Annotated in this window: 16 protein-coding genes and 1 tRNA gene; 14 read left to right on the top strand and 3 right to left on the bottom strand. The window is 54.0% G+C overall.

What is annotated here, in order from left to right:
- From AU511_RS17535 to AU511_RS05460, 9 genes are all read left to right on the top strand, one after another.
- Positions 1–1,765 (top strand): chorismate mutase (locus tag AU511_RS17535; protein WP_205756426.1); only part of this gene is annotated, 1,765 nt, incomplete at its 5' end.
- Positions 1,755–2,939 carry an MFS transporter gene (locus tag AU511_RS05495; protein ID WP_094109038.1) on the top strand — a complete coding sequence of 395 codons (1,185 nt, stop codon included), beginning with the start codon at positions 1,755–1,757 and terminating at the stop codon, positions 2,937–2,939. The genes AU511_RS17535 and AU511_RS05495, both read left to right, overlap by 11 nt.
- A 706-nt stretch (positions 2,940–3,645) precedes the next feature.
- A complete protein-coding gene (locus tag AU511_RS05490) occupies positions 3,646–4,668 on the top strand; it encodes an NAD-dependent epimerase/dehydratase family protein (RefSeq protein ID WP_094109037.1) in 1,023 nt (340 codons plus the stop codon).
- 14 nt (positions 4,669–4,682) lie between these two features.
- Positions 4,683–5,198, top strand: coding sequence for a cupin domain-containing protein (locus tag AU511_RS05485; RefSeq protein WP_094109036.1), 516 nt, complete (start codon positions 4,683–4,685; stop codon positions 5,196–5,198).
- Complete coding sequence (locus AU511_RS05480) at positions 5,195–5,692, top strand: SDR family NAD(P)-dependent oxidoreductase (protein ID WP_094109035.1); 498 nt, start codon at positions 5,195–5,197, stop codon at positions 5,690–5,692. The genes AU511_RS05485 and AU511_RS05480 overlap by 4 nt, the downstream gene beginning before the upstream one ends.
- Entirely contained in the window at positions 5,629–5,901 is a 273-nt protein-coding gene (locus tag AU511_RS17980) for an SDR family NAD(P)-dependent oxidoreductase (protein WP_176222596.1), read from the top strand. Before AU511_RS05480 ends, AU511_RS17980 begins: the two co-directional genes overlap by 64 nt.
- A 234-nt stretch (positions 5,902–6,135) precedes the next feature.
- Positions 6,136–7,557, top strand: a complete 1,422-nt coding sequence (locus tag AU511_RS05470; RefSeq protein ID WP_094109034.1) for a cytochrome ubiquinol oxidase subunit I — start codon at positions 6,136–6,138, stop codon at positions 7,555–7,557.
- A gap of 1 nt (position 7,558) precedes the next feature.
- On the top strand, positions 7,559–8,566 hold the full coding sequence (cydB, locus tag AU511_RS05465) for a cytochrome d ubiquinol oxidase subunit II (RefSeq protein WP_094109033.1): 1,008 nt from the start codon (positions 7,559–7,561) through the stop codon (positions 8,564–8,566).
- A gap of 18 nt (positions 8,567–8,584) precedes the next feature.
- Positions 8,585–8,737, top strand: coding sequence for a DUF2474 domain-containing protein (locus tag AU511_RS05460; protein WP_072000241.1), 153 nt, complete (start codon positions 8,585–8,587; stop codon positions 8,735–8,737).
- A 200-nt stretch (positions 8,738–8,937) separates the two neighbouring features.
- Here the strand turns inward: AU511_RS05460 and AU511_RS05455 are convergent, their stop codons facing one another.
- Complete coding sequence (locus tag AU511_RS05455; RefSeq protein WP_094109032.1) at positions 8,938–12,804, bottom strand: non-ribosomal peptide synthetase; 3,867 nt, start codon at positions 12,802–12,804, stop codon at positions 8,938–8,940.
- 767 nt (positions 12,805–13,571) lie between these two features.
- On the opposite strand from AU511_RS05455, the gene AU511_RS05450 reads away from it, so the two are divergent.
- The 4 genes from AU511_RS05450 (at position 13,572) to AU511_RS05435 (ending at position 17,483) form a co-directional block, all read left to right on the top strand.
- On the top strand, positions 13,572–13,757 hold the full coding sequence (locus AU511_RS05450; protein WP_094109031.1) for a hypothetical protein: 186 nt from the start codon (positions 13,572–13,574) through the stop codon (positions 13,755–13,757).
- Between the two features lie 838 nt (positions 13,758–14,595).
- Positions 14,596–15,594: an ABC transporter substrate-binding protein gene (locus AU511_RS05445; RefSeq protein WP_240503768.1), complete on the top strand. Its 999-nt coding sequence runs from the start codon at positions 14,596–14,598 to the stop codon at positions 15,592–15,594.
- A 118-nt stretch (positions 15,595–15,712) separates the two neighbouring features.
- Positions 15,713–16,588: an ABC transporter ATP-binding protein gene (locus AU511_RS05440; RefSeq protein WP_094109029.1), complete on the top strand. Its 876-nt coding sequence runs from the start codon at positions 15,713–15,715 to the stop codon at positions 16,586–16,588.
- A gap of 28 nt (positions 16,589–16,616) precedes the next feature.
- Complete coding sequence (locus AU511_RS05435) at positions 16,617–17,483, top strand: ABC transporter permease (protein ID WP_094109028.1); 867 nt, start codon at positions 16,617–16,619, stop codon at positions 17,481–17,483.
- 428 nt (positions 17,484–17,911) lie between these two features.
- Here the strand turns inward: AU511_RS05435 and AU511_RS05430 are convergent, their stop codons facing one another.
- A complete protein-coding gene (locus AU511_RS05430) occupies positions 17,912–18,472 on the bottom strand; it encodes a helix-turn-helix domain-containing protein (RefSeq protein WP_094099809.1) in 561 nt (186 codons plus the stop codon).
- A 550-nt stretch (positions 18,473–19,022) separates the two neighbouring features.
- On the opposite strand from AU511_RS05430, the gene AU511_RS05425 reads away from it, so the two are divergent.
- Positions 19,023–19,099 (top strand) — tRNA-Val (locus AU511_RS05425).
- 418 nt (positions 19,100–19,517) lie between these two features.
- Here AU511_RS05425 and AU511_RS05420 read toward each other — a convergent pair.
- Positions 19,518–20,549, bottom strand: coding sequence for a nucleoside hydrolase (locus AU511_RS05420; protein ID WP_094109027.1), 1,032 nt, complete (start codon positions 20,547–20,549; stop codon positions 19,518–19,520).
- Positions 20,550–20,588 lie beyond the last annotated feature (39 nt).

Genomic DNA, 20,588 nt, shown 5'->3' with positions numbered 1-20,588 from the left:
GTCTCAGGACGAAGTGAAGGCGGCAAAAACGACGCTGACGGCTTTACTGCCGCGACTCCATCATCCTCATTACCTCAATGGACTTCGTCACGTCCAGCCGCCCCGGGATCCGGCCCATGCCCAGGCGATGGCGCAAAGCTACGCCGCGCCGGACATCGTGCAGAATACCCTACTGGACCCTGACTGTTATCCGCGGGCGGAGGCCTCAGCCGTGGTCAGCCTGCTTGCCGCGCGGGGTCTGACGCAACGTCAGGCCTACTATACTTACGCGCTCTGCCGCCCACCGGGCCACCATGCCGGGAAAGACTTTCTGGGCGGCTACTGTTATCTCAACAACGCGGCCCTCGCCGCACGCACGCTGGCCGACGAAGGACTCGGGCCAGTCAGCGTTATCGATATCGATCATCACGTCGGCAATGGCACAAGCGACGTCCTGTCGGATCATGCGGATATTCGTTTTTACAGTCTGCATGCGGTGAGCGAGAAGACCTTTCCGTATCGTCACGCCATCGCGCCAGCCCATCCTGCGCATCGTTATATCGGATTCGAGACCCCGCCCATGGCATCCGCCTATCTGGCCGCGCTGGACGACGTGCTCAACGACGCCCTCTCGGCGGGATCTCGCTCGCTGGTCGTCAGCGTCGGCTTCGATATCATCGACGGCGATCCTCATGGAATCTGGGGGCTTTCGCCCAAGATCTTCCACGCGATAGGCGAGCGGTTCGCCGCAGCTAACGTGCCGATTTGCTTCGTACAAGAAGGCGGATATCACATGAGCGCCCTGTCCGACTGCGCTTTCGCCCTGGCGGATGGCCTCTGCGGATCCCACACCCAAACCGACGCCTCTCATCCACACGACCCGCTTAAGGGACTGGAGCCTTTCCGCGTCCAAATCAACACGCTGGACGACGCCATTATCAACCTCATCGCCCAGCGTATTGATATCTGCGCACAGGTCGCCGCATACAAACGTACGCACAACATCCCGATGATGCAGCCGGGTCGGGTCGAGGCCGTGAAACAGCGGTGTGCGGAACGCGCGGCGAATCATGGCTCGCCCCTGAGTTTGCGATCGCTCTCTACGAACGCATTATCGACGAGGCCTGCCGGTTGGAAGACAACATCATTAACAATGATCGCGACGCGCAACCGCACTGAGAAGGAGATCTCACACATGTTACGGATTTACACCCTGGGGCCCACCGGCACCTGCCATGAGAACGCCCTGCGGCACTACCTGCGCTTCCAGAACGTGCCGGAGGCGGAGGCCGAGATCATTTTGGTCGATGACCTCGTGGCCGCAGGCCAACAGGCCGTCGATGATGGCGATGCCTACCTGCTGCAGTGCAGCGCCCATCATCAGGTTCACATCGTCACTGAGCGCTACCGCGAACGACTTCCGGTTGTGGATACCTTTATTTTCCCTACCCAGCCTCTGGCATTGCTCAAACGTCGCGACGTCGAACATCCGCGACAACTGGCGCTGCCGGAACCTACGCTGGGCTATATCAATGTCGATGACTGGGATGAAGTTATTTTTGAAACGTCCAAACCGGTCGTGGCGGCGAAACTGCTGGCGGGCGAGTACGATGCGGGACTGGCCTACACCTTCGTCGCCACCGAGAACCCCGATCGCATTGAACTTCTGGAGACCTTCGGCGAAGTCGTCACCACATGGCTGCTGTATGGTCCGCGAGCGCGCTATCGAGGGGAGATCATCGCCATGCCTTATCCCGAGTTGAACGCGCCGCAGCATGTTTCCTGACCCCCATGCGCGCGCCGTCGACGCGCTGCGCGCTCGGTTGATGCCGCTGGCGTTGACCTTCTGTGCGTTCGCCATCGGCCTGGATACCTTTGTCGCCATCGGCGCGCTGCATGACATCGCCGTCGACCTGGCGATCCCTGCCGCTACCGCAGGCAGGCTGGTGTTCGTTTCCGCTCTCTGCTACGCCGCGTTCGCACCGCTGAGCGCCTGGTGGCTTCGCGCGTGGCCGCCTCAATGGGTGCTGCTGCTATCACTGGCCTGCTTTATCGCAGGCAATGGGCTAAGCGCCCTGAGTACGACCTTCAACGTCTTGATGCTCGGGCGCATACTGTCCGCCTTGGGCGCGGCGATGTTCACGCCGACCGCGACCGCGCTGGCCGCTCAGCGCATGCCTTCGGGTCGAAAAGGCGTCGCGCTGGCGCTGATCTTCGGCGGCATGACGATGTCGCAGGCACTGGGCGTGCCGCTGATTGCCTGGATGTCACACGCCATGCACTGGCGCTGGGCGTTTTATAGCCTCGTGTTCGTCGGCACGCTGGCGTTGGCCCTGCTGTTCATGCTATTGGCCCCCACCGATGCCCGACATGGCGCCGCGCCGCGCTTCACGCAGGGATCGCGCCGTTTTCCCGCCGCCGTCTGGGGGCTGTTCTGCGTCACGTTGCTGGTCGTCACGTCGGAGTTTACCGTGTACGCCTACATCAGCGTCCTGCTGGCCCATACCCGTCTGGGCGATATGCCGGTGCTGCCTTTAGTGTTGATGGCCTACGGCATTGGCTCAGTGCTCGGTAACATCGCCACGGGGATATTGACCGATCGCTGGGGGCCGGAGGGCGTGCTTAACAGCGTCATCGCACTGCAAACGGCCGGGCTGGTCGCGCTGGTTGTGATGCGGGACTCGGCTGTCGCAGCGATCGCCCTCGGCGCGGGCTGGGGCATCGTCAGCTATATGTATCTGGTTCCCATCCAACACCGGCTGCTGGGACTGGCGGGCGCCGCGTCCCAGCAGGTGCTGGCGATCAACAGCGCGGTCATCTATATCGGCATCGGCGCCGGTAGCGCGCTGGGCGGTCTCCTCATCACGCAAGGCGGGTTTTCCCTGCTGGCGCTGATAGCGGGCATTATCGGGTTCGTAGCGCTGATCCCAGCAACGCGCGTGATGCGCAAGCCTCCCTAAGGACAGTATTTACGCGGGCGGTCGTAGGATGTTAAATCGCACCCATGCTTCCTGGCGTGAGATGACCGCCCTTGAGGCGGATAAGATGGTGAACAGGCTATGTCGGAGGTGATTCCCCCTCATGCCGTGAGGTCTTATTTTTTCATTCTCAAAAAATCGATCTGTTGAGCATATAATGGGGGCTGTGAAATATAAACAATGGCGGCGCTAATAACCAGGACATGGCGATAACATAACGACAGCGCCACACCAATCTGATGGAAATAAGAAAACCCCTCAACAAAAACGAATCACCTTACTTAGAATGGCAATATTTATTTTTATTATTCATCGCTTAATTACACCTATTTCACATAAGCTTTATCAATTAGCGAATAACAAGATCTTTCGCTCCATTCGCGATTTTCTTATTTCCACCCTATCGGTAATCAACCTCATGCTTAAAAGGGAGAATCCGGTAAGGACATAGCTTTAATGCTCCACCAACGCCCTGCCATACATGGGCTTCCAGCGTTCATTCAGATAAATCTCATACCCACAGAATACGAATCATACATAAGATAAACTTATCAACACATGGGAGACAGGATATCAATCCCTTGTTGCACCATGCATTCATTACGCCTTCATTTTTACCCTCCTGAAATGCGGCCCATTTTAGGAGTTCACTCTCGGCTATCGATAGAGAATTAAATTGAGGTTAAGCATGAATATTTTTGTTACGGGAAGTAGCGGGAATCTTGGTGCAGCCCTCTCCATGAAATGCAGGGAAAGAGGATTTAATGTTATTGGCTTTGACCGGCGACAACCCGAAAATACCAATATCATTGGTGACATCACGGATAAATCATTAATTGACCAATGCATGAAGGACGTGGATATCGTATTTCATACTGCGGCACTTCATAAGCCACATATCGCGACCCACCCCCACAGCGAATTTATCGAAACCAATACATTAGGCACGTACAATTTATTACAAAGCGCTAAAACCCATCGCGTCAAATCGTTCATCTTCTCCAGCACGACGAGCGTGTACGGTGACACGCTGTCACCCGCAGCCAGTTCGCCCGCCAGCTGGATTGATGAAAGCGAGCGCATCTTAAGCAAAAATATTTACGGCGTGACGAAGCTGGGTGGCGAAGAGCTGTGCCGCATTTTTTCGCGGAATTATCGGCTCAACTGCGTTGTACTTAGAGTCTCTCGTTTTTTCTATGAAGAGGACGATAACCCCGACGTCCGCAACACTTATGGCAACGACAACGCCAAAGTCAATGAATTGCTATATCGGCGCATAGATATCGAAAATGCGGTGAATGCCCATCTGGCCGCCGCCCTCGCCTATCAGCCCGAGGCGTACTTCGACACGTTTATCCTGAGCACCAGCACGCCTTTTAATAGAGCGCACTGCCTACGCCTCAATCAGGATGCGGACGCCGTCGTCGGCTCGCTGTTCCCGTATTATCGCGATATCTATGACTCGCTGGGCTGGCGCTTGTTTGATCGTATCGACCGGGTGTACGTCAATCAAAAAGCGGTCCGGCGGCTCAACTGGCAGCCCAGATATACGTTCTCGTATGCACTTGACTGCCTGGCGCACGGGCGCCCATTTCGTAGCGCTTTGGCCGAGAATATCGGGTGGCATCCTTACCACGAACAGGTGTTTGAAAACATGCCCTACCCGCTAGATGCGGCTTCGACCGACACGCGACAGCTACAGGCGCGCTAACCAGGAGAACAGGCATGTCCGCTATTACCACGAAAATGCTTATTAAAACGCTGTCGCTGAAAAAACATGCGGAAGGCGGCTACTACGACGAGACGCATCGCGCTCAGGATCTGATCAAGACCGACCGTGAGCACAACGATGGCCGAAGGCACCTGTCCACCTGCATTTACTATCTTTTGACCAAAGAGAGCCCCATTGGTTACTTCCATAAGAATCTGTCGCCAATCATGCACTTTTATCACTCGGGGGGACCGCTGATTTATCGATTCATCCATCCCGACGGCACGACCGAAGAACATATTCTCGGTCCCGATATTGAACAGGGACATCGGTTGCAACTCATCGCCGACGGCGGCGTATGGAAATCGACCGAACTTTCAGCCGATGCCGAGTTCGGCTTGGTCAGCGAGTTCGTGGTTCCCGGCTGGGAGATTTTTGACTCAGTCATCGCGCAGCAGGACGATTTGCTGACCACATTCCCTCTACTGCCATCTTGGATCCAGCGTTATAGCTACGGAGGCCGTTCATGACTTCATCTATCGTTATCACTGGCGCGTCGCGCGGAATTGGAAAAGCGCTGGCGACCCGATTTATTCAGCAAGGGAAATACGACCTCATCGCGATAGTACGCAACCGCGAAGCCGGTGAGCGCTTACAGCGCGAATGGGAACGTCTGTCTCCGACCTGCCGCATCACGCTGCTCGAGGCGGACTTGGCGAATAGCGAGGAAGTCGCGTCCCTCTGCCGAAAACTGGAGGACGAGCCCAGTATTGAAGTTTTTATCAATAACGCAGGAATATTCCACGGCGGAACCGAGGCGATTACGCCTTTGCCGTTGGCGCAACTGACCGCCGTCAATTTTCTTGCGCCGGTTCAGCTTATTCAAGCCGTACTGCCTGCCATGAAAAAAAACGGGCGGGGTACATCTTCAATATCGTCAGCAACGCAGCGCGAAGAGCCTTGCCCGGCATTGGCGCTTACAGCGCATCTAAGCGTGCGCTGCTCGGATTTTCCGAATCACTGAAGCTGGACCTGCTGTCGCATAACATCAAGGTCTCTAATATCAATCCCGCCTTTGTTGATACTGATATGGCGCGCGACTTTCCGGGCGTTATGGCGGTGGACAAAATTCAGACTGCCGATGTGGTGAATTGTGTCCAGTTCCTGCTCTCTCTCTCGCCTGGCGCCATTGTGCCCAATGTGGATCTGGAATGTTGTCGCTTTCTGCCCTAGTTTCCCACCCGCGTCGGCCAGGGGCTTCCCTCGCGTCCCTGACCGTACGCTTGCTCGCTGCTTGAAGACCCCTGTTTACGTCGAAATTTAAGCCTGTATTTGGACACTTGCCACTCTGGATACACAAATCCGGCCTAAGATTAGGCTATCCCTCTCTTTTGCCTTGCTGTTTGTCTGGGTATTGAGCGGCAAAAGGGGGGAAACGGAGATGTTCATTCAGTAATGAGGCGAGACATGTTTGGATTAGATGCATTTCATCTTGCAAGGATACAGTTCGCGTTCACGGTATCTTTTCATATTATTTTCCCCGCCATCACCATCGGCTTAGCCAGCTTTCTGGCCGTGCTGGAAGCGCTCTGGCTCAAAAGCCGCAACGAGGACTATCGAGATCTTTACCATTTCTGGTCGAAAGTCTTCGCCGTTAATTTTGGTATGGGCGTCGTCTCTGGGTTGGTCATGGCCTATCAGTTCGGCACCAACTGGAGCGGGTTTTCCGAGTATGCGGGTAGTATTACCGGCCCGCTGCTGACCTATGAGGTGCTGACCGCCTTTTTCCTGGAGGCCGGTTTCCTTGGCGTGATGCTGTTCGGCTGGAACCGCGTCGGACCGGGGCTGCACTTTTTCGCCACCTGCATGGTGGCGCTGGGGACGCTGATGTCCACGTTCTGGATACTGGCGTCGAACAGTTGGATGCATACGCCGCAGGGATACCAGATCATCAACAGCGTCGTCGTGCCGGTCGACTGGTTTGCCGTCGTCTTCAACCCTTCCTTCCCTTACCGTCTGCTGCATATGACCACGGCGGCTTTCCTCTCCACCGCCTTTTTCGTCGGCGCTTCGGCCGCATGGCATTTGCTGCGCGGCAACGATACCCCGGCTATCCGCACCATGCTGTCGATGGCGCTGTGGATGGCGCTGATTGTCGCGCCAATTCAGGCGATGCTGGGCGATATGCATGGTCTTAACACGCTGGAATATCAGCCTGCCAAGATCGCCGCCATCGAGGGTCACTGGGAAAATCGGGCAGGTGAAGCCACCCCGCTAATCTTGTTCGGTCTGCCGGACATGAACGAAGAACGGACGAAATATACGCTGGAAATTCCCTATCTGGGTAGCCTGATTTTGACGCACAGTCTGGACAAACAGGTGCCGGCGTTAAAAAGCTTTCCTAAAGCCGACCGCCCCAATTCCACGGTCGTTTTCTGGTCGTTTCGGATCATGGTCGCTCTGGGCCTGCTGATGATTCTGATGGGGCTAATCAGCCTGTGGCTGCGCATCAAACGCCGTCTTTATCAGTCACGTCCTTTTCTATGGTTTACGTTGCTGATGGGGCCCTCCGGATTGCTCGCCATTCTTGCCGGTTGGTTTACCACGGAGATCGGACGTCAGCCGTGGGTGGTCTACGGTCTCCAGCGCACTTCTGCGGCCGTTTCCGCGCACGGCGATCTGCATATGAGCATCAGCCTGCTCGCTTTTATCGCAGTCTATTGCTCCGTCTTCGGCATCGGCTACGTCTACATGATGCACCTGATCAAGAAAGGGCCGCAGACGGGTGAAGGCACCCACACGCCGGAAGGCGGACCAGGCAAACCGCAAACGCCGTCAAGACCGTTGTCGGCAAGTCGTGAACCGTTAACGACCGAAGAGGGGGAATAACGTGACTATCGATCTTCCATTTATCTGGTTCGCCATTATCGTGTTCGCCACCCTCATGTACATCGTGATGGATGGCTTCGATCTTGGCATTGGCATTCTGTTTCCCTTCAATCAGGATGCCGGGGAGCGCGACATGATGGTCAACACGGTCGCCCCGGTGTGGGACGGCAATGAAACCTGGCTGGTGCTGGGCGGGGCGGCGCTGTTCGGCGCATTCCCGCTGGCGTACGCCGTGATTACCGATGCGCTCGCCATCCCGTTGACGGCTATGCTGATCGGACTCATCTTTCGCGGCGTCGCCTTTGAGTTTCGCTTTAAGGCGACCCCCGCGCACCGCCCATTCTGGGATAAATCGTTTATCGCCGGTTCCCTGCTCGCGACCTTCAGTCAAGGGGTGGTCGTCGGCGCGTTTCTCAACGGTTTCGCCGTCACGGAACGCACCTACACCGGTCCGGCATTAGGCTGGCTGTCGCCATTTCCGCTGTTCTGCGGCGTCGGCCTGGTCGTGGCCTATGCGCTGCTGGGCTGCACGTGGCTAATTATGAAAACCGAGCATGAACTGCATCGTAAAATGTCCGCACTGGCGACCCCGCTGGTGGCCGCGCTGCTGGTCATTCTCGCCATCATCAGCTTGTGGACACCGCTTGAGCATCGCGCTATCGCCGAGCGTTGGTTCGTGATGCCGAACCTGCTCTATTTTGCGCCGGTGCCTCTGCTGGTACTGGCTTGTTCGTGGGGAATTGTCCGCGCGGTGAAAGGACATGCGCACTACGCGCCGTTTCTGCTGACGTTGGGGCTGATCTTTCTGGGCTTTAGCGGACTCGGCATCAGTATCTGGCCGCACCTCATTCCCCCGGCCATTACCTTGTGGGATGCCGCCGCTCCCCCACAGAGCCAGCGTTTTATGCTGGTCGGCGCGCTGGTCATCATCCCGATCATTTTGATCTATACCTTCTGGAGCTATTACGTCTTCCGGGGAAAAATCAAACCGGATGCGGGTTACCACTAACAAAAATGCGGAGGCAATATGGCTGAAATCAACACTGCCCCTCCCCGTGCGCCGTTGTGGCAGCGGCTGCTGTGGATGGTGCTTATCTGGTCAGGAAGTATTCTGGCGCTAGGCGTGGTCTCTCTACTGTTTCGCATGATGATGACCGCGGCAGGAATGAAGAGCCACTAATGAGAAAAGCCTCAGGCTCCGGCGGAAATCGTCGGAGCCTGAAGCTTTATTACGGTGCGATAACCTTATTCATTGAATGACGGAGAGGATAGCCGGTCCGTCGTGTTGTGTCTCTTTCCCTGGCGAACGATAAAAATTTCGCCGCTCAGGTCGCCCTGACCTGAACGACGATAACTAAAGTGACGCTTTACCCTAGAAGCTCAGGCGGTACAGTTCTGATGTTTCAACAGTTCCTCGGCGAACTGACGCCCAAATTGTTGTAGATACTGGCGTTGCAGCAAGCATTCATGCGTCGCATCAACGTCATACTGAATCAGTTTTCCCGTAACATAGGGGCGCCAAAGCTCCGGCTGTTGTTCCTGCGATCTCAGAATATCGGTCGAGGCGCGGATAAAGAGCAGATCGCCGTGGAAGGGCTGATATCGACATTTCTCCAGCAGATCCAACATCAGCGTGGAGTCTCCGATGAGACGCGTCAGGAACGTTTCACGAATGTTGCCATTCCCGAGCGCCTCCTCCATCGCACTCTTCAGCCCTTTCATTCCACCACGCGCCGCGCCCGAAATAGCCCGGGTCATCCGCGTGATGATGGTCTCGTCATCCAATCGTAGCGACGCCCTGCCGTGTTGCAGCGGGTAGCTGTCGAACATGGTTAGGAAGCTGACTTCCTCGCCCGCAGCCTGTAGCAGGTTGGCGGCGCGCAGGGCGACATTGCCGCCAACCGACCACCCTGCCAGCTGATACGGGCCGTGCGCCTGGATGGTCCGGATCCGTCGCAGATATTCAACCGCCATTTCATCGATGGAATGAATGACGCGCGTCGGATCCTGGAGGATCGGCGACTGTAATGCGTAGACCGGTTGGTCGTCCGGCAGATAAGGCAGCAGACCCGCAAACGCCCAGCCAATCCCGCCGCCGGGATGGAAGCAAAACAGCGGCGGACGATCGCCCGTCGTGCGCAACGGCAGAATAGGATCGAACGGGTCGGCGGCACAGCCTGCGATTCGGAGGCGTTGCGCCAGCTGTCGCGGCGTGGGCGAAGAGAGAAAATCGGTGATGCCCAACTGCACCCCGAACTCGTCCCGGATCAGGTTAATCAGCTGGAGGCCCAACAGCGAATGTCCCCCAAGCGTGAAGAAGTTCTGGTTGGCGTAGACTTTGTCACACTCAAGGATGGTGGCGAACAGGCGGCACAGCGACTCCTCTTCCTGCGTGCGCGGCGGCGACAGTTCCACTTTATCCTGCATGATTGGCGCAGGCAGTTCGCGAACGGCTAGCTTGCCGTTAGGCGTCAGCGGGAACGATTCGACCACCATAATCACGCTAGGCACCATGTACTGCGGCAGTTGACGGCCGACGGCCAGCTTCAGGGTTTCGCTGTCCAGCTCCAACTGGCTGTTGGCGACGTAGGCGACAATCGCCGGACCATAGGCAAGCTCCTTGAGCATCGCCACCGCATCTTCCACGCCTTGACAACTCAGCAGCGCATTCTTGATTTCATCCAGCTCGATGCGCAGACCGCGTAGTTTGACCTGATTATCTTTTCGGCCCTGATAGTGAATGAGTCCCTGATGATCGAAGAACACGCGGTCACCCGCCCGGTACATTCTGCGTTCGGAGTCCAGCAGGTCGGGGACAAAGCCTTCAGCCGTCAGATCCGGGCGGTTGCGGTAACCTCTGGCGACGCCCGGCCCCGCGATATACAGCTCCCCCCAGGCGCCCGGCGGCAGCAGGCGCTGATTCCGATCCACGACATAGAGACGCGTGTTGGCCGTGGGGGCGCCAATCGAGAGATCGGCGGCGCCGTAATGGGCGTTAATCGAGGTGGCGAACGAGGTTTCCGTCGGACCGTAGACGTTAAGCAAACGACAGTGGGAGAAGCGCGCCAACAGCGCCAACGTACAGGATTCGCCCCCTAGCAACAGCGTCATACCCTGCGGGAAATCCTCCGTCTGGTGATAAGCCAGTAGACTGGGCGTCATGACCAGCGCATGGATGTTTTTGCTTTTGATCAGCGAGGCCAACGCCCGGCCCGGCGTGGCGGATACCTTGTCCGCGATCACCAACGTCGCGCCGGAAAGCAGCGTCATGAAGATTTCCAATACCGACATATCGAAGCCCGCCGCGATAAACTGCAACACTCGAACGCCAGGCTGTAATTTCGCCGCCGCTATCGCCGAACCGGCAATCGACACCAGATTACGATGGGTGACTTCCACGCCTTTCGGTCTGCCGGTGGAGCCGGAGGTATAGATCAGGTAGGCCAGCGTGGACTGGTCGAAACGAGCCAGAGGATGCGTCGCGGGCGGCAGCGCAGCCAGACTCTCCGCCGTCAGGCGCAGCACGATGGACGGGTCGACGCCGGCGTTCAGCGGACTGTCCGAGACGACTATTACGGCGGCGGGTTTCGCATCGTCAAGAATGTAGCGGATACGGCCTTCCGGCAACTCGGGCACGATAGGAATGTAACAGGCCCCCAGTTTGAACAGGGCGGCCATCGTCACCACCCACTCAACGCTACGCGCGACAATAACGGCTACGTCGTCGCCGGAGCGGATGCCCCGCTCCCGCAAATGCGCCGCCAAGCGGTTAGAAGCCTCGTCCAACTCGGCGTAGCTGACCTGACGTTTATCTTGTACCAGCGCAATCTCATTGGCATAAGACCGTACCGACTCGGCAAACGTTGCGGGGAACAGCGGCAACGCATCCGGGCGAGGCGGCAACGGGTAAACACGTTCACGCTCTCCGGGCAATAACAGATCGAAATCCGCCACCCGCGATTCCGGCGCGTCCACAAACTGCTCCAGCAGAGAAATCAGCCGCTGGTAATACAACGCCAATCCGTCCATCGGATACAAATCTGCGTTGGCATCGAACCCGAAGTCCAGGTGACCGTCGCTGTTGCGGTCGAAAATATTGAAGCTTAAATGTTCTACCGGCCCGCAGGCCACATTATCCACCGACATCTCACAGCCGTCGAAGTGGGCGCTCTGGTCGTAGGCAATCACATTGATCAATGTGTTAAACAGTGGTTTGTGTCCGCGCTCGGCGTAAAGATCGCGGATCATCGATTCTGAACGGTAGTTCTGGTGCAACAAGTGGTGGCGCAGCTGCCGCTGGATAGCCGCCGCGACGGAAATTATCGTGGAATCGGCAGAGAAAGAGATGTGTAACGGAAGAATGTTGGCCACCATCGACAGGATGTTGCGCAGCGCTTTCGCTTTTCGCGCGGCGACGGGCATGCCCACAACCAGTTCGTCCTGCCCCGTCATTTTATGCAGGTAGGCGGCACACACTGCGATGAGGATGCTTGATAAACGTAATTCCGGATAGTTGACCGAGGCAAGGGTTCTAAGGCGCTCCAGATTTTCCCCGGAGTAACGCTGACGCAGGCGGTTGAGCTTAGTCAGCGGCACATTGCCCGGCACCAGCTGCGTGACTTCCGGCAAGGCCAGACAATAATCGCGCCAGTAGGCCTGATCCTTTATATAAGAAGGACTTTTACGGTAAACCTGCTCCACTTCATGCACCCGTTTCAACGGCTCCAGCACCAGTGGCGCGGGGGGTTCATTGCGCAGCAGCTGTCCGTAATGCTCCGCCAGCAGTCGGAATAATATCCCATGACTATAACCGTCCAGGATCAAGTGCGTTCCCATCTCTATCAGGCGATGCTGATCGTCAGCTATCTTGACCAGGCAGTAGCGGATTAGCGGTGCATGAGCCAGGTCCATATCTCGCCCCAGGAGCTTATCGAGCCGCGCCTGATAGGCTGGTTCAAAGTCGTGTTCGGCGGAAAGATCAACATACTGCACGTAAGCGTGCGTCTGGCAAGGCACGACATATTGCACGTATTGCCCAGACGCGGGGTCTACTTCAAATTGAGTGTGCGTGGTATCGACTTCGCGGCACACAGTGTTAATCGCTTGAATAAGCAAATCACGATTAAGCTGCCCTTTAAATTCAAGCACGTCACATAAATGATAATTCAGATTATGTTCAGCTTTTGCGATAGCGAAACAAACTTCCTGTTGGGCAGCGCTCAGTGGACAGGGTTCCTTTTCAGGCATAATACATTCCTCTTTCTCATTACCACGCAGATTTCACCCATTAATTTCGTCAAGAAATTAGATTTTAATGGGTCTCAATTTTCGCCACTGACGTAGCTTAATAACTTGGAGTTAAAATCCCGGTGTAATAATTTCACGAGGAAATCTCATAAAAAATAATACCCAAAGGGTAAGAAATAACGTTCATTCATTTTTATTTTTCTATGATAGATATAAAAAATTTATTTAATCAAGCGCAAATAAAATGCCTGACCAAATTATCATCAGATTTTATTTTTGATTGTTTTTAATAAAAGTACAAATTGCAAAACCATTAATTAACGGCGATGGTTCTATTACGAAAACACCTTTTTTTTTATATTGCCCACATCTGATTAATATCCGGATCAGCGTATATACCCGACCACAAGAATTGAAAAATAGACAAACAAATACAATTAGTTACATCAAAACCTCAGGTTTTCCCTCTCTCCCTCCCATCCGCTACAGCAGAGGCAAAAAAAACGCAAGCAACGGGATTAATCATATCCCCATGCATTTTTATTTTCCGAACAGTACATTTTCCTGTTTTCATATTTCATTTTCGCCTCACGCTTCTTATTTATATTGCGTTACACTTTCAAAGTTAGATAACCCTCCGAAACAATCCCCCTTGAGTAAAATAACTCTGTGCGATTTCCCGGCTCCTGTCATATGTCCTCGGGTTAAATTCCTATAAAAAAACGAGTTGGTTTAACTTTCGTTAAACGTGCACGTAGGAATAAAAGATGTTTACACATGGTTATTATTTCACTGTTATCGCTACGGCGGTGAAAAAAACACGAACTTATCCAGCCATGATTACTATTGAATTGTTGGAAGCATTATCTCCCCAGAGAGGGGTTTGGAAGGCGGGTGTTATTTTTTATCTGCAAACAAGGCTAGCGTATAAGGCGATTGCGGTGTCGGAGTAAATATTCGTCTGCATTTTTATTTATTCGCTTTTTCGACGAGTGGGAGGACGCCTATTGAAACAGCAGACAGTAGTCAGGGCGCAGGCGCATAAAGACCCGCGAGGCGGAAATGCATCGTTCAAACCTAAAATCCATTTTCATTATCGACGCTTAATATCTTCGCCTATCCCACCTTCGTTATTTCGCAGCAGACTTCAAGGCCGGTAAGTTTGACGTTGAGAATAGCTAGCTAAGCTCAATTGTATTTTATGGCAATTGTCTATGTCGAAATAGAGATAACTAAAAACAAAATAAGCAAATACCCTTATGACTGTCGATAAAAGTGAAATTAGCGACCGTCGCACAACCAGAATATTGACGCGTTGAGATCCCATAGCCATAAAAAACTTAAATTTCATATAGATACAATCAAATCTAAGGAGGGGGTTATGGATAAGATAGCGGGAGTGGTTCAAATAAAGCAGCGTATTAACGTATAAACACCCCTTTTCCGCAGGAAATAACCATTGCCTCTAGCTTATTACAAAATGCGATTTAGCCAGGAAGAGGCGGTCATTTATGCTGCGCCTTATACCTTAATTAAAACGGGGTATATTAAACTAAAGTAATAAAAAACATTTATTTAAAATCCTCAGATTGGTCAGAATCACAGAGTGAATAAAAAGACGGTCATTGACACGACGACTTAATAATGACTTTCGCCATCGCGATTTTACACCGCCTGTGCCGTTGAAAACGGAGAGATCTGGCCGAAGGGCATACACACTTTTAAGGGAAATTAAGTATGAGACACCAGAAGAGTCCCCCACGTCCCACCAGGCGGTTTCCCCGTATTGTTATGGGCTTGACGACCACTGCCGCGCTGTTGACGTCAGCCCTCACATTCCCAACGCAGGCTCAGGCGGAGGGCCAGCTGCGCATCGCACAGCAATTCGGCATCGTCTACCTGCTGCTGAACGTGGCGCAGGATAAGCAGCTGATAGAGAAACATGCCAAGGCCGAAGGACTGGACGTCAAAGTGGATTATCTTCAGCTCTCGGGCGGCGCGGCGGTGAATGATGCGTTGCTGTCCGGGTCCGTTGATATCGCAGGCGCGGGTATCGCCCCGCTGTTTACCCTGTGGGATCGCACTAAAGGTCGTCAGAATGTGAAGGCCGTGCTTGCCACCGGCAGTTTCCCCTACTATCTCATCAGCACGAATCCCAACGTCAAAACGATCGCCGACTTCACTGATAAAGACCGTATTGCCGTACCGGCCGTTGGCGTCTCGCTGCAATCGCGCTTCCTGCAGGCGGCTTCGGCAGCGCGTTGGGGCGACAAGGCGTTTAACCGTTTGGATAAGCTGCAAGTCGCGGTGCCGCATCCGGACGCCACTGCCGCCATTATCAGCGGCGGTACAGAAATTTCCGCTCACTTCGCCAACGCCCCTTTCCAAGAGCAGGAGCTGGCAGGCAACCCCAAGGCACATATCATCCTGAACTCCTATGACGTGCAGGGCGGCCCAACGTCGCCGGTAGTGCTTTACACCACAGAAAAATTCCGCCAAGAGAACCCCCGGACTTACAAAATCTTCGTCGATGCGCTAGCCGAAGCGGCGGACTTCACCACCAGGAATCCTGAAGCGGCGGCAGATGCCTTTATTCGCATCACCAAGTCGAAAATCGACCGTAAGCTGTTGCTGAGCATTCTCAAGAGTCCTGAATCCAAATTCAGCATCACGCCGCAAAACACGCTGTCGTTGGGCCAGTTCATGCACCGCGTCGGCGCGCTGAAAAACAATCCTGCCTCGGTTAAGGATTACTTCTTCGACGATCCACACGTCGATTCTGGCAGCTGAATGGCGCTGGCACGGAGATCCACGGCCTGCCGACCTTCGGGTTTGGCGGGCGTTCACGCGCCGTCGGAGCGCCATCGTCGTCCTCACTGGTGGTGGACAACAACGAGAGGAAACCAAGATGTCAGTACATGTATCGCACGATCGTGACGCCACGATCCGCCCCGACGTCCCACTGCTACAGGTGGAGGGCGTCGGCCTGGAATACGCCACTCGCGAACGGCGGGTGCGCGCCACCCATGATGTGAGCTTCGATATTTTCCCCGCTGAACGCTTTATCCTGCTCGGCCCTTCCGGCTGCGGAAAATCCAGCCTGTTAAAAGCCGTCGGCGGTTTTCTTCCGCCAGTCGATGGCCGCATTCTGCTGGAAGGCAAGGCCATCTCGCAGCCGGGTCCGGAACGGATGATGGTCTTTCAGGAGTTCGACCAACTGCCGCCATGGAAAACCGTGTTGGAAAATACGCAGTTCCCCCTTCTCGTGACCGGCAAGCTGTCCGCTGCCGAAGCGCGAGATCAGGCGATGTACTATCTGGAGAAAGTCGGACTGGCGGACTTCGCCAATGCCTGGCCGCATACGCTGTCCGGGGGGATGAAGCAGCGGGTCGCCATTGCGCGCGCCTTGGCGATGAAACCGAAGGTACTCCTGATGGACGAACCGTTTGCCGCGCTGGATGCGCTGACACGTCGCAAAATGCAGCAGGAGCTGCTGGAACTATGGGAGGAGGTGCGCTTCACGCTGCTGTTCGTCACGCACTCGATTGAAGAAGCGCTGGTGGTCGGGAACCGCATTCTCCTGCTGTCGCCCCATCCCGGACGCGTGCGCGCGGAGCTCAATTGTCATCAGTTCTCTCACCACGATGAAGGCGGCACAGCGTTTCAGGCAGCGGCGCGACGCATCCACGATCTGCTATTTCCGACGGGTCATCCCGTGGCCCCGGCGCCAACCTCTTCGGCGCCCTCGCCCATTCGTTCGCTGGCTGGACAACATTTGCGCTGAATTTTTCTCTTACATGAAAGGTTTTACGATGAGTCAACTTCCCCCTGTTCGTCCGGAGTACCAGAGAGAACTGGCTCCGCTGACCGATATTAACGTCGCCCAGCCATTACCGCGGCTAAACCGCCTGTGGAATCAGGGCGCCGTCCGCAAGTCACTATTGCTGATCTTGCTGGCATTGCTGTGGGAGGGCGCCGCCCGCTGGCAAAATAATGATTTGCTGCTGCCGACATTTACTCAGGCGGCGACGGCGTTTATTGAGGACATCCGTAACGGCGAACTGCCCGCCAAGATCGCCATCTCCATCAGCACGCTGGTGAAAGGCTATCTGATTGGAACCGCGTTGGCGCTGGCATTCAGCGCACTGGCGGTCTCCACTCGGCTGGGCCGCGATCTGCTGTCCACGCTGACCTCTATGCTAAACCCCCTGCCCGCTATCGCGCTGTTACCGCTGGCGCTGCTGTGGTTTGGGTTGGGCACGCAAAGTTTGATTTTCGTGCTGATTCATTCAGTACTGTGGCCAATGGCGTTAAATACCTATTCAGGCTTTCTCGGGGTTTCAGAGACGCTGAGGATGACCGGGCGGAATTACGGGCTTAAAGGGTTACGCTATGTTTGGCACATTCTGATCCCGGCGGCGCTGCCTTCTATTCTCTCCGGTCTCAAAATCGGCTGGGCATTTGCCTGGCGTACGCTCATCGCCGCCGAGCTGGTCTTTGGCGCGTCCAGCGGACAAGGCGGACTGGGCTGGTACATTTTCCAGAACCGCAACGAACTGTATACCGACCGGGTATTCGCCGGACTGGCTTCGGTCATCATCATTGGACTGCTCGTGGAAACGCTGATCTTCGCCACTATAGAACGGGTCACGATCAAACGCTGGGGAATGCAGCGCTAGCAATACGCAGTAGTGCCGACAAGGATATTTCGTCGGCACTACTGTCCCTTAAGACAGGCAGAAGGGTAAGCACGTTTTTTGTTGCATGAATAAGATGGGGAAGACTGACTGCATCGTCGTCACACCTTATAACCGGGCGTAGCTTTGAGGCTGAGAAGAACCCCTTAATATTGTTATTAGTTGATTATTTCAACATCGCCCATCTATCTTTCTCTCTAAGATAAAGATGAAAAACATCGATTTAAAATAGATAAGACAATATTTAACTCTATTAATATTCACACTTATAAAGATGTTGTAAATAAAATGTCACGTGAGACAAACAACCAGAGTTAACTGACACCCTAAGAAAAAGCACTTTATTTGCGTGTACATGAACATAAACAGTTATCGATTTAAATAATCAACTCTCGCAGCAACATGAATGGTTATCTACGCTGAGACGCTTCCATGATACTTTTGATATTGAGCTTTCTTAGCATGCTTTGCTTATGGCAGCTAATCGTTTTTTCACTCAAACATAAAAGGCCAGACACTTCCTTGTTGCTTTTCCCCTTCAAGAGATACTGAAGCACCAGTTGCTCTCTGGGAGAGAGCTTTTGCAGCTGGACATCCCAGGACGGGCCTGCGTCGTGGTGTGTGACGTCTTGTATTTTGGAGATAATTTCAACGATCGGACTTTTTAAATCGATAATCGCATCGTAATTGATATAGCGAAACATCCGGTCAGGCTGACTGTCTTTGAAGATAACAATCTTGTTGTTGCTATTGATGTATTTTATTACGTCAACCAACGAAGAGATGATGGAGGAGTCATGCAGTACTTCAATAAGAAATACCTGCTCTTTTTCCTGCTGTAGATTGTTAACTAAATCACAGATATCTGCGGCGACAAAACATTTATCGCTATCCGTCATTATTTTACTGATAATGATATTCTGCAAAGAATAAGAAATGATTTCATTCTCAACCAGGAACGCGTAGTCCATTATTTTACCACCCCCATACCGCAAGCAATAGAAGCCAAGTAAAGCCGTTTTAAATGCGGCTAAATCGAACAGTATGAATTTTTATCGTTTAAACAATTCTTATAAACCATAGCACTTAACAAAAATTATGGTAGGTTAAATCTGGTGTTTACTGGTCTGCTCTCTTATTACCCATCAAGTGAACTTTCTGGTCGCATATTAATTGTGCGTTTATCTATTGCTCAATCTGACTTTTATCTCACCCATCGATTCCCCCTTTCTATCAACGTATTGGGCAATGTCACGGGGTTGAAGTTGGTGAGCCCCCCACGCTCGTCCTGCGCCCGGTATGGGATGTCGACATTAGCGCATTTTTTACTCACCCCAGCCCTCTTTATGCGCTCTTAAGCGGAAAGTCGGCCAAACATTCGACACTTGAATAAGAGAAGGAACAAAGGGCTTGCCATCCATGCCGGAGCAGTCCATAATGACGTCCATTCCAGTTACTGGAACGCAAGAAAAAGCATTTTAATCAATGAGTTATCTCTAGATTTTATGCGCAACACCCTGTACGACCGTAGCTCAGTTGGTTAGAGCACCACCTTGACATGGTGGGGGTCGGTGGTTCGAGTCCACTCGGTCGTACCAATTCTTTTCTGCCTTAGGCAGCCCTGGTTCCCAGGCATCCCCACTATCGTTGAGTACCCCCCCATTTTCTGCTCGTGACTTTCTGAGTATTGCTGGTCCTGTCTGTTTGTTTCCCTGCTTTGCTCGCTTTCTAGATGGATCTACTGATGTTGCCGTTCGTCAATGAGCGACACGCCGCAAGTTCCTGCGTAACCACGCCGATAAAGAGCGCTGCCGCCAAAGTTTGAAGCACGCTTACGCGCCGTCTGTGTGATGGTTTGCCCTCCAGCCAGGGCCACATTGCACCACGAAAGGTTCTCTCCAGCCCAACACGTACCTAAACGAAAGCCGCCACATTTTTATGACGGCTTGCGCGTCTTTGCTGATGGTGTTCCAGTCAGGGAGATCAATCCCCACGAGTTAACCCGTTTAACCCGTCTTAATGTGCGTGTGTCCCCTCCCCTCCATACAGCAACGCGAGCTTGGCATAGAAATCCTCCAGCGTGAAACGAGTGTCCACCGCATGGTAAACCCGGATCTGTCGGGGGCTCTTCTGCTGACCATAGCTTAGGTCATCATTAATCCGCGGTGCCTCACGTAGCGTATATTGGTATTCGTGGTCATCCAGCAACAGCGCGACCGACGGATTATCACCCAATACCCACACTTCGCTTTTCGGCCAAGGCACGTCCTTTAAGGCCATCGAGATTTCCCGATTAAAGTCGATCAGCTGCTGCCACAGATACTCGCCGACCTTGCCTTGCGGTTTGACGCGCGCCGCCAGCTCCGCCAAAGACACCCTCACCGACATATAAACGTTATGCGGCACCTGCCATAGCGGAACACTGGACTGGAGCACCACATTCGCCGCCTGCGGATCGTTAAACAGATTGTATTCCCAGCCGCCTGTTGGATAAGGCATGCCGCCGATCCAAATCACGGTCATGTTTTTGGCAATCGTCGGATCCGCCTGTAGCGCAGCGGCAACATCGGTTAATGCGCCGAGCACCAACACAAACAGCGGCTGTGGATCATCCCTCTTGGCCTCGTTGATCAGCTGCTGCGCGCCTTCGCTCAGGGCGGGGTTTCCCTCAAGCGGACCGGTCGCTCCGCGATAAACCGGCACCGCCGTTTTTCCCATCACCTGTGTTAACCGCTGCAATTCACGATAGCTCTCCATCATGCTGTTGGCCCCCTCTCGTTTCATCATCGGCGCCGTACGTGCATAATGCGCGGCAATCAGACCGGTCACCTTCAGCGTGGGCGTCATCAACGCATGCGCCACGGCAAAATCGTCGTCCGCCTCGTTTTTAGCATCGCTGCTGATCATGACTCTGATGTGTTTATGATCTCCGACCTCAAACGGCAGCATGGCCGCCAGAGACGATGCGCTCCACAGGGCCAGGAAAACCAGAGCAATCCCCCGGTTCATCAGCGTCCATCCACGATTCTTGTTTCTACAGTTAATCATTAAAAGCTCCTCGTATGCGCAAAAGCCCAAACATCTCTA

It is taken from the genome of Lonsdalea iberica (assembly GCF_002111585.1).
In the GTDB taxonomy this organism is placed as follows: Bacteria; Pseudomonadota; Gammaproteobacteria; order Enterobacterales; family Enterobacteriaceae; genus Lonsdalea; species Lonsdalea iberica.
This window is presented reverse-complemented; position numbering and strand designations above follow the sequence as displayed.